The sequence below is a fragment of the Streptomyces sp. NPDC022552 genome (assembly GCF_055561875.1).
On sequence record NZ_JBVHGJ010000022.1, the window covers coordinates 79316 to 89118 of the forward strand.

11 protein-coding genes and 2 pseudogenes are annotated in these 9803 nt (G+C 72.7%); 7 read left to right on the forward strand and 6 right to left on the reverse strand.

Annotated features, from left to right (window positions below):
• Positions 1–189: 189 nt before the first annotated feature.
• The gene (locus tag ACZ3OF_RS35005; protein WP_467308875.1) at positions 190–690 is read left to right on the forward strand and encodes a hypothetical protein; all 501 of its coding nucleotides are present in this window, start codon (positions 190–192) and stop codon (positions 688–690) included.
• 41 nt (positions 691–731) lie between these two features.
• Here the strand turns inward: ACZ3OF_RS35005 and ACZ3OF_RS35010 are convergent, their stop codons facing one another.
• Positions 732–1460, reverse strand: a complete 729-nt coding sequence (locus tag ACZ3OF_RS35010; protein ID WP_467308858.1) for a pentapeptide repeat-containing protein — start codon at positions 1458–1460, stop codon at positions 732–734.
• A 97-nt stretch (positions 1461–1557) separates the two neighbouring features.
• Here ACZ3OF_RS35010 and ACZ3OF_RS35015 point away from each other — a divergent pair, with 97 nt between their 5' ends.
• Together ACZ3OF_RS35015 and ACZ3OF_RS35020 are read left to right on the forward strand one after the other, a co-directional pair.
• The gene (locus tag ACZ3OF_RS35015; protein ID WP_467308860.1) at positions 1558–2754 is read left to right on the forward strand and encodes an NAD(P)-binding protein; all 1197 of its coding nucleotides are present in this window, start codon (positions 1558–1560) and stop codon (positions 2752–2754) included.
• A 64-nt stretch (positions 2755–2818) separates the two neighbouring features.
• Positions 2819–3817: a zinc-binding dehydrogenase gene (locus ACZ3OF_RS35020; protein WP_361676560.1), complete on the forward strand. Its 999-nt coding sequence runs from the start codon at positions 2819–2821 to the stop codon at positions 3815–3817.
• Between the two features lie 19 nt (positions 3818–3836).
• On the opposite strand, the gene ACZ3OF_RS35025 is transcribed toward ACZ3OF_RS35020, so the two are convergent.
• From ACZ3OF_RS35025 to ACZ3OF_RS35040, 4 genes and pseudogenes are all read right to left on the reverse strand, one after another.
• Positions 3837–4346 carry a GNAT family N-acetyltransferase gene (locus ACZ3OF_RS35025; RefSeq protein ID WP_467308862.1) on the reverse strand — a complete coding sequence of 170 codons (510 nt, stop codon included), beginning with the start codon at positions 4344–4346 and terminating at the stop codon, positions 3837–3839.
• Positions 4347–4365: 19 nt separating this feature from the next.
• The gene (locus tag ACZ3OF_RS35030) at positions 4366–5265 is read right to left on the reverse strand and encodes an aminoglycoside phosphotransferase family protein (RefSeq protein ID WP_361676554.1); all 900 of its coding nucleotides are present in this window, start codon (positions 5263–5265) and stop codon (positions 4366–4368) included.
• A 55-nt stretch (positions 5266–5320) separates the two neighbouring features.
• On the reverse strand, positions 5321–5686 hold the full coding sequence (locus ACZ3OF_RS35035) for a DsbA family protein (protein WP_361676551.1): 366 nt from the start codon (positions 5684–5686) through the stop codon (positions 5321–5323).
• Between the two features lie 31 nt (positions 5687–5717).
• Positions 5718–5873 (reverse strand): annotated as a pseudogene (locus ACZ3OF_RS35040) (thioredoxin domain-containing protein); the annotation flags it as partial.
• 129 nt (positions 5874–6002) lie between these two features.
• Here ACZ3OF_RS35040 and ACZ3OF_RS35045 point away from each other — a divergent pair.
• Together ACZ3OF_RS35045 and ACZ3OF_RS35050 are read left to right on the forward strand one after the other, a co-directional pair.
• Positions 6003–7403, forward strand: a complete 1401-nt coding sequence (locus tag ACZ3OF_RS35045; protein ID WP_361676548.1) for an NAD(P)/FAD-dependent oxidoreductase — start codon at positions 6003–6005, stop codon at positions 7401–7403.
• A 37-nt stretch (positions 7404–7440) separates the two neighbouring features.
• Positions 7441–8172, forward strand: coding sequence for an ATP-grasp domain-containing protein (locus ACZ3OF_RS35050; protein WP_467308865.1), 732 nt, complete (start codon positions 7441–7443; stop codon positions 8170–8172).
• A gap of 23 nt (positions 8173–8195) precedes the next feature.
• Here ACZ3OF_RS35050 and ACZ3OF_RS35055 read toward each other — a convergent pair whose 3' ends face one another.
• Positions 8196–8396, reverse strand: a complete 201-nt coding sequence (locus ACZ3OF_RS35055; protein ID WP_361676543.1) for a hypothetical protein — start codon at positions 8394–8396, stop codon at positions 8196–8198.
• Positions 8397–8925: 529 nt separating this feature from the next.
• Here ACZ3OF_RS35055 and ACZ3OF_RS35060 point away from each other — a divergent pair.
• Both ACZ3OF_RS35060 and ACZ3OF_RS35065 read left to right on the forward strand, forming a co-directional pair.
• Positions 8926–9114 (forward strand): annotated as a pseudogene (locus ACZ3OF_RS35060) (SMI1/KNR4 family protein); the annotation flags it as partial.
• 97 nt (positions 9115–9211) lie between these two features.
• Entirely contained in the window at positions 9212–9379 is a 168-nt protein-coding gene (locus ACZ3OF_RS35065; RefSeq protein WP_361676540.1) for a hypothetical protein, read from the forward strand.
• Positions 9380–9803: the final 424 nt, after the last annotated feature.

The following is a 9803-nucleotide window of genomic DNA, read 5'->3' on the forward strand; positions in this document are numbered from 1 at the left end:
GCCGGACGCCGTACCCACCCGCGCGGTGCGGGCGGCCCCGCCGCCTCGCATCGGCAGCCGCCCTGCGCCGGGCTGCGCCGCACGCGGGCCGACCCGCCCCGCGCGGGCCCTCGGCCCCCCGCTCGGTACCGGCCCTCGGTCCTCCCGCCCGGTACGGACGGCGCCTTCGCGCGTGGGAGCATCGTCTCCGTGCTCGACATCGGCTACTCCCTCTCCCGTCGCTTCCCCGACCCCCCGCAGACCGACTACCGCCGCGCGGACGTCCACGCGCTGCGCCACGACCTGTTCTGCGGGGACGTCTACCTCGCCGACCCCAAGGCCGACCGCGAGGTGTCCACAGCCTGGGGATGGGTGCCGGTGCTCGACTTCGCGTGGGCGCTCTGCGACATCGTCGAGCAGCTGGACCGCGACCCCCGCGGCAGCCGGTCCTCGCAGCCCCAGTACGCCGAACTCGACTTCACCGAGTCCACGGACCGCATGCTCTTCGAGCGCCGCTTCGGCTGGGTCGACGTGGAGGCCGACTGGATGCCGGGCGACGAGCCCCCGCTCACCTTCAACCACGGCGAACTGCGCCGCGAGGCCCGCGACTTCCTGCACGACCTGGTGGCCGACCTCACCGACATGCACGAGGGCCTCGGCGACAACCCCGTGGTCTGGGACCTCCAGGCCCGCTTCCCCCGAGTCCCGTAACGCGCGCCCGGCCGCCTGCGTCCCGTACCCCCCCTCAGGCCTCAGTCCTCCACCCGCACCCCCAACTGCGCCGCGAACACCGGCGCCAGGTCCAGCAGCTGCGCCGTGCTGATCACCGCGCCCGACAAGGCGTCGACCCCCCGCGCGATCTCCAGACGCTCCACCGTCCGCAGGTCCACGTCCTTCATCCGGGCCCCGCTGAAGTCCGCCCCCTTCAGCACGCACCCCCGGAACTCCACCCGTTCCAGCACCGCGCCCCCGAAATCGGGCTCGGCGAGGACGCACTCCTCGAAGACGACGTCCTTCAGCTTCGCCGTCCGCAGATTCGGGAAGTCGATCTTCCCTCCCCTCACGAGCACCCGCTCCAGCACCGCCCCGTGCAGCTGCGTCCCCCCGAGCCGCGCGTCCACGATCTCCACGTCCCGCAGCGACGCCTCCGCCAGATCCGTACCGACCCCCCGCACCCCGCTCAGTACGGAATCGAGGATCCGCGCTCTGCTCAGCCGCGCCTCGTCCACCGCGCAGTCCCGCACCGCGCACTCCAGGAACCGCGCCCCGGACGCGCTCTGCCCGGAGAGGTCATGCCCCTCGAACGCGAGCCCGTCGTAGTCCCCGTCCGGCTCCAGCCCTCCCCCTTCGTACGCCTCCAGCGGCGGCAGCCGCACCTCCGGGCGCCGCGCCGCCGCGATCTTCCTCCTGCCGCCCGATCTGCTGCTCCCGCCGCCGCTCGCCCCGCCGCTCGGCCTGCCACTCACCCTGCCCGTCACCATGCCCCCATCGTGACGTACGCCACTGACAACGCCCCGATGTCACATCCGGAGCCCCCTCGCCCGTCCCCCTCGTACCAGCGACACGAGGGAGCAAGCGATGCACCTGAACGACACGCCCCGCACCGGCGCCCGGACCCACATCACCATCGTCGGCGGCGGATTCGCCGGACTCACCGCGGCCATCACCGCCGCCGAGGCCGGCGCCACGGTCACCCTCCACGAGGCCCACCACACCCTCGGCGGCCGCGCCCGCACCGCCGAGGGGCCGTACCGCACCAACGAAGGACCGCACGCGCTCTACCGCAAGGGACCCCACTGGACGTGGCTCGCGCAGCGCGGCCTCATCGGCCCCCTCGCGCAGATCCCGCCCCTCGAAGCCGCCCGCTTCCGCTTCCACCTCGCCGGCGCGCTGCGCCGCCTCCCGCCGCTCGGCTTCCTGCGCCACGCGCTCCGCACCGCCGAGCAGGCACCCGTCGACACCGACTTCCTCAGCTGGGCCACCCGGGTCGCCGGTCCCGAGGCGGCCCGCCAGGCCGCCGCGTTCAGCGGGGTCGCCCTCTTCCACCACGACCCGGGCGCGCTCTCGGCCCGCTTCGTCCAGGAGCGGCTGCACCGGTCCACCACGCTGCCGCCCGAGGCACGGCACCTCCGGGGCGGCTGGGGGCGGCTCGTCGAGCGGATGGCCGGGTACGCCCGGGAGGCGGGCGTACGGATCGAGACCTCGTCCCGGCTCGACGCGCTGCCGACCGCCGACGGCCCGGTCGTCGTCGCCACTTCCCTCGCGGCCGCCGCCCGACTCCTCGACGACCCGGCCCTGAGCGGCGAGAGCGGCCGCACGGTCCTGTTCGACCTGGCGCTGCGGAGCCGCAAGGGCGACCCGTTCATCGTCTCGGACCTGGACGCGCCCGGCTGGATCGAGCGCTTCACCGCGCAGGACCCCTCCCTCGCCCCGGCCGGCGAGCAGCTGATCCAGGCCCAGCTGCCCATCGCCCCGGGCGAGTCCAAGGCCGACGGCGTCGCCCACGCCGAGCGCCTCCTGGACCTGGGGTTCCCGGGCTGGCGCGAGCGTACGGTCTGGCGCCGCGAGGCCGTCTCCGGCGGCCGTACGGGAGCGGTCGACCGGCCCGGTACGACCTGGCGCGACCGGCCGGCGATCGCCCGGGGCGACGACGTGTACCTGGTCGGCGACCAGGTGGCGGCGCCGGGCGTGCTGTCGGAGGTGTCGTTCACGAGCGCGGTGGAGGCGGTGTCGTTGGCGCTCAGGAGGAGGACGCTTGACCTCAAGTCCGCTTGAGGTTGAAAGCTGTGGGTCATCACCGCGCACGACCCACACCGACCGACTCTTCGGGGAGCCCACCATGCACGCGATCCGTCTCCACGCCTTCGGCCCGGCCGAGAACCTCACGTACGAGGAGGTCGAGGACCCGGTCCCCGGCCCCGGCCAGGTGCGGATCGCGGTCACCGCGGCCGGGGTCCACCTCCTCGACACGTCCCTGCGCCTCGGCGCGACCGGCCCCTTCCCCGCCCCCGCCGAGCTGCCCACGATCCCCGGCCGCGAGGTCGCCGGCACCGTCGAGGCGCTCGGCGAGGGCACGGACCCGTCCTGGCTCGGCAAGCGCGTCGTCGCCCACCTGGGCATGGCCCCCGGCGGCTACGCCGAACTCGCCGTCGTGGACGCCGGCCGCCTGCACGCCCTGGCGGACCACCTCGGCGAGGCGGAGGCCGTCGCGATGATCGGCACCGGCCGCACCACGCTCGGCATCCTCCAGTTCACCGAACTCGGCCCGGACTCGATCGCCGTCGTCCCGGCCGCGGCCGGCGGCATCGGCACCCTCCTCGTCCAGTACGCGAAGAACGCGGGCGCCACCGTCATCGGCCTCGCGGGCGGCCCGGAGAAGGTCGCCCTCGTCGAGGAGAACGGGGCGGACCTGGCGGTCGACTACAAGCTCCCCGACTGGCCGGACCAGGTCCGCGCCTTCCTGGGCACCAGGACCGCCACCGTCGTCTTCGACTCCGTCGGCGGCACCACCGGCCTCGCCGCCGTCGACCTCCTCGGCAAGGGCGGCCGGCACGTGGTCTTCGGCTGGTCCGGCGCGGGCCTCCACGACGGTGAACCCCTCACCTTCACCGACGAGGAACTCGCGGCCCGGGGCATCACCTCGGAGTCCGTCCTCGGCCCCGTCATGCTCCAGAAGGCGGGCGGCGACGTCCGCAACCTCGAACTCGCCTCCCTCGCCGCCGCGACCGCCGGCACCCTCCGCCCGGCGGTCCACCGCTTCCCCCTCGCGGAGGCGGCGTCGGCCCACCGCGCCCTGGAGACCCGAGGCACGATCGGCAAGGTGGTCCTGGTCCCGTAGCCCCGGGAAGCGACCTGCGTCAGCGGGGCCCCGCCCCGCTGACGTCCCCGCTCCCGCCGCCCGTACCCAGCCCCCGCAGGGCGTCGTCCGTCAGCCGGTACACCGTCCACTCGTCCTGCGGACGCGCGCCCAGCGACTCGTAGAAGTCGATCGACGGCGTGTTCCAGTTCAGGACCGACCACTCCAGGCGCTCGTACCCCCGCTCCACACAGATCCACGCCAGCTCCGCCAGCAGCGCCTTCCCGTGGCCGCCGCCACGGCTCGACGGGCGGACGTACAGGTCCTCCAGGTAGATGCCGTGGACACCGCGCCAGGTCGAGAAGTTCAGGAACCACAGGGCGAAGCCCACCGGCTCGCCCTCGTCGGACTCCGCGATGTGCGCGAAGGCCGCCGGACGCGGGCCGAAGAGCGCCTCCTGGAGCTGCTCGGGAGTGGCGCGGACCTCGTCCAGCGACTTCTCGTACTCCGCGAGCTCGCGGACCATCGCGTGGATCACAGGGACATCGGCGGGTGTGGCGGTACGAATCATGTGCCCAGCCTGCACCGTGTCAGCGACCTCGGGCCAACAGCGTCCGTGCGATGGACACTTGGTCCGGATCGAGCGCCGCCTCCCCGTCCTCCACGTCCCACAGCCCGTTCTGCAACACGCGGCCCAGCGTCCACGCCAGCGCCCGCCCCCGGTCAAGACCCAGCCGTTCCGTCAACAGATCGAACCGCCACAGCGTCCCCGCCGCCGGATCCGCCTCCCACAGGTCCGTCAGCGCCGGAAGCAGATCGAACCCCGGATCCCCCGCCAGCGGCTTCGGATCGATCGCCAGCCACGGCTCACGCTCCGCCGCCAGGACGTTGTCGTAGTGCATATCCCAGTGCAGCAGCCGGTCCCCCGGCTCCCCCATCACCTCCCGCACCGCCGCCGCACAGTCCCGCAGCAACGCGGCGTCCTCCGCACCAAGGCGCGCCGCCGCGCCCGGGGTCTCCGCCACCATCCGCGCCGCGATGTCCCCCAGCCCCCGCAGCCCCTCGGGAGCGGGCACCGCCACCAGCCGAGCCAGTAGATCCGCGAGGATCCGCACCGCCTCGCGCGGGTCGTCCAGCGTCGACAGATGCCGGCCCTCGTCCAGCCGCTCCAGCAACAGCGTGCCGGTCCCGGGATCCTCCGCCAGGAGCCGTACCGCCCCCGAGCCGCCCCACACCCGAAGCGCCGCCGCCTCCCCCGCGCTCTCCTCGTCGAGCAACTGCATCTTCAGCGCCGCCCGCACGCCGTCCGCGCCACGCGTCACCGGCAGCACCAGCGAAGCCACCCCGTACATCGAAGGCCCGGTCACCCGCAGCCCCCACCGGTCCAGGAACTCCCGCGCCCGCCCCGGCAGCGCCGCCACGAAGGCACGGCCCGCCTCCCCGTTGAACTTCGCCTGCGACGCCACCAGTTCATCCGGAATCTCGATCACACGCCGACGCTATCCCTCCGACCGCCCCCCGGGAGAAAGGGCCGCCGACGGCCCCTCACACACCCGCGTCCCGCAGCACCCGCGCGAAAGCGGCCTCCTCGTACAACGCACCGCCCACCCCCACCCGCCGCCCGTCGAGCAGCACCGTCGGCGTCCCGCCCACCCCCGACTCCTCGAAGACCCGCACCGCCGACGCCACCCAGTCCCGGTACGACTCCTCCCGTACCGCCCGGTCGAACTCCGCGCCCCGCAACCCCTCCACCCCGTCCGCCACCCGCAGCGGGTCCTCCGCCCCACCGCTCGCGAGCACCGCCGACTGGAACTCCGCGAACTTCCCCGCCTCCACCGACGCCCGCAGCGCGTTCGCCGACCGCCGAAGCCGTCCCGCCACTGCGCCCGTCCAGGAACGACGCGACGACATACGAGATCCGCACCTTCCCCGCGGCCGCCGCCTCCGCCAGCGCCACGCCCCCGCCCTCCTCGAACCTGGCGCAGTAGCTGCACCGCGGGTCCAGGAACACCGTCGCCGTGTGCGGCGCCGCCGCGAGCCCCACCAGCCCCGCCGCGGCCAGCGCCACGACAGCACGAACACTCCTGCGTACGGGCATGAAAAGGTCCTTTCGGAACGACGAAATCCGCACCCTCGAACCCAGGCCGCACCCCCACCCCGCCCACCCCGCCGAAAGACCCCGATCCAGGGGTCCAAGGCCCCCCGACCATCCAGTACCCTCCCGCCCATGGTCAGCAGGAGCAGCACGGTCAACGGCGGCATCTCGTTCTGGTACGCGCAGGAAGGCACCCCCGCCCCGCGCGAGCCCCTGCCCGGGGACGCCACGGCGGACGTCTGCATCGTCGGCGGCGGCTACACCGGTCTGTGGACGGCCTACTACCTCAAGAAGGCCGTCCCCTTCCTCAACATCACCGTCCTCGAAGCCACGTTCTGCGGCTACGGAGCCTCCGGCCGCAACGGCGGCTGGCTCTACAACGGCATCGCCGGCCGCGACCGCTACGCCAAGCTCCACGGCCACGAGGCCGCCGTCCGCCTCCAGCACGCCATGAACGACACCGTCACCGAGGTCGTCGAGGTCTGCGCCGCCGAGGACATCGACGCCGACATCCACCGCGGCGGCGTCCTGGAGATCGCGCACTCCCCCGCCCAACTCGCCCGCCTCAAGGCCTTCCACGCCGTCGAGATCGCCTTCGGCGAGAAGGAACGCGAGCTCTACGGCGCCCGCGAGACCGCCGACCGCATCCGCGTCACCGGCGCCGTCGGCTCCTCCTGGACCCCGCACGGCGCCCGCCTCCACCCGGTGAAACTGGTCAAGGGCCTGGCCGACGCGGTCGAAGCCCTGGGCGTCACGATCCACGAGTCGACCCCGGTCACCGAGATCAAGCCGAAGCACGCGATCACCCCGTACGGCACCGTGCGCGCGCCCTACGTCCTGCGCTGCACCGAAGGCTTCACCGCCTCCCTCACCGGCCAGCGCCGCACCTGGCTCCCCATGAACTCGTCCATGATCGCCACCGAACCCCTCACCGACGCCCAATGGGACGCCATCGGCTGGGAGGGCCGGGAAACCCTCGGCGACATGGCCCACGCCTACATGTACGCCCAGCGCACCGCCGACGGCCGCATCGCCCTCGGCGGCCGAGGCGTCCCCTACCGCTACGGCTCCAGGACGGACAACGACGGCCGCACCCAGCCCCAGACGATCGAGGCCCTGCGCGACATCCTCATCGACTTCTTCCCGAGCCTCGCCGGCATCGGCATCGACCACGCCTGGTCCGGCGTCCTCGGCGTCCCCCGCGACTGGTGCGCCACCGTCACCCTCGACCGCTCCACCGGCCTGGGCTGGGCCGGCGGCTACGTCGGCTCGGGCGTCGCCACCGCCAACCTCGCGGCCCGCACACTGCGCGACCTCATCCAGCAGGACTCCGGCCAGTCCGGCCCCACCGACCTCACCGCACTCCCGTGGGTCAACCACAGGGTCCGCAAGTGGGAACCGGAGCCGCTGCGCTGGCTCGGCGTCCAGGCCATGTACGCGGCCTACCGCACGGCGGACCGCCAAGAACGCACCACCCACGCCGCGGAGACGTCCCGCATCGCGACGATCGCCGACAGACTCTCGGGCCGCTGACGCGATGCTCGTCATGCCTGGTCGGCGGACGTCGACGATGGAGCTGTTGGCCGGTGAGGCGACGGCGCGGGGGATGGTGACCCTGGCGGCGGAGGAGATCGGCGCGGCGGTGGGGCCGGCGCACTGGTACGGCGGACCGGTGGCCGGAGCACGGTTGGCCGGACGTCTCGGGTTCGCTCTGCTCGAACCGGCGGACGACTGGCTCGCCGAGCTGCCGGAGGAGTTCACGGGGCGGGAGGTCCGTGCGGCGACCGCCGCGGATGCCTGGGCGATCGAGCGGCCCACGTTCGTCAAGCCGCCGCGGGACAAGTCCTTCCCGGCGGACGTCTACGCCGACGGCTCCCGGCTGCCTGCCGACCTGGACCCGGCGACGCCGGTCCTGCTATCCGAGGTGGTGACCTTCGCCGCCGAGTACCGCCTGTTCCTGTTGGACGGGCGGATCGCCGCGGGCAGTCGGTACGCGGTGTTCGGCCGACTCGACCCCCGCCCGCTCGACCGGCACGAGGCCGTCGCCACGGAGATCACCGAGTTCGTCGACCGTCTCGTCGCCACGGCGGGGCCCACCCTGCCGAGCGCCGTCGTCGTGGACGTCGGTCAGTTGCTCGACCCGTACCGTCCGGGCCATCGCTGGGCCGTGGTGGAGGCCAACATGGCGTGGTTCTCCCACGCGTACGCCGCCGATCCGGGGCCGGTCCTGGACGTCGTACTACGGGCGGCGGGACCGCGCGAGCGAGTGCGGCCGGAGGACCTGCCGTTCGTACGGCACTGAACCCTGTCCCTCTGCCCGGATCCTCACGCGGGCCGGTAGTCCCAGAAGCAGTAGGCACACGCACCACGGCCGTCAGCCGTGGCTTCGGCCAGGACCACACGACGCCGAGGGTGAGTCTCCAGGCCCTGCGACTGGGCGTATTCCTGTCCCTCTTCGAGGGCTTTGCAGGCCGACGAGCGATGGAAGACCTCGCCGCCGGCGGTGACATAGACGAACTTGACCAAGCCTTCAGGGGTAGGGGCGCAGTCCACGCACTGCTGAACGACCAAGTCGTGCATGCATCGCTCATCCATGATCCCCAGACTAGCCGCCGGGCCAGCCGACGACCACTCAATTCCCCCTGCGCAAAGGCGCGTTGGATAGATCCGGACCGCGCGCTCCCACCACGGAACGGACCCCCTCATCGACCGCTGACAGCCGCGCCTCCCGGCCCGGGCTGACGTCCGGCCTCCCCTTCGCCCACACGGCAAAGGCCCCCGGCCATGCAGCGAGGACGCCCGGTGCCGTGCCTGCTCGGCTTGTCCTGGGTCGATGGCAGACGGGATGGGACCCGCTACGGCGCCCCCGCCAACCCGGAGCCTGAGGCCCCAGCTGGAGGCGTGTCGGTGACAGACGGAACCGCGGGCCCTTGGGGACGACTCTCCGTGTCGTAGGCGCCTGGCAGGATCGCGCACCGGAGATCTTGTCACCCGCGTGTCGGCGAAGGCCAGGGCCACTTCTACGGCGCTGCCTGCCGCCGTCTCTGCCGAGGACGTGGCCTCGGCAGAGGCAGTTCTCGGGTTCGCACTCCCGCCTCTGCTGGCGAGCCTGTATCGGAAGGTGGCCAACGGCGGCTACGGACCCGATTACCAGCTTCTTCCGCTGACAGGGCCGGGGCGCACGGCACTGAGCGAGTACCAGTCCGAACGATCCGCCTCGGCCGAGAACGAGACACCGTACTGGCCCGCGGGCGTGCTTCCGATCCTCGACTGGGGCTGCGCCATGTACGCCGCCGTGGACTGCCTCAGCGAGCCACGGTCCCCGCTTCGAGCCGAACGCCATGGAGGACGACGGAGCCGCCGCCTGGTTCGTCGACGCCGGGAGTCTGGCCGAGTGGCTCGAAACCTGGCTTGCCGGAACAGGGTGGTACCGGGAAGACGCCGATGAGGATGACGACGTGGCAGAGCCGACCCCGTGGGAGAACGCCGCCTCCCGCATCGCCGGGTGACCGCTGAGCTCGTCCGTGGAGCAACTCCGACCGCCCCCGACCGTCCCCGTCGATGTCACCCGTGGATGCCGAAGACCCCCAACCATGATCGGTTGAGGGTCTTCGCCCTTGAGCCCCCTGTCGGGTTCGAACCGACGACCCCCGCTTTACAAGAGAGGATGGGCGCTTCTGCGGTTGACGTGCAAGGTTGTGGCCCTTGCTGGTCTACCGAGCAAGCTCCGTAGACGCCCGTCGTTCCCCCTGAGTCCCCGCTCGATCTGGCACGGATGTGGCACGGTCGCGGACTGCTGTTGAGCTTCAGTTCGCCCCGCGATGATGCGCCGCCGGTACTAAGGGTTGTCCCGTAAATGATCTACGGCATGCCAGTTGGCCAGTGCTGCCTTCCGTCACCCGGCGAGGGTGAGGTTGTGCATCCGGGCGATGC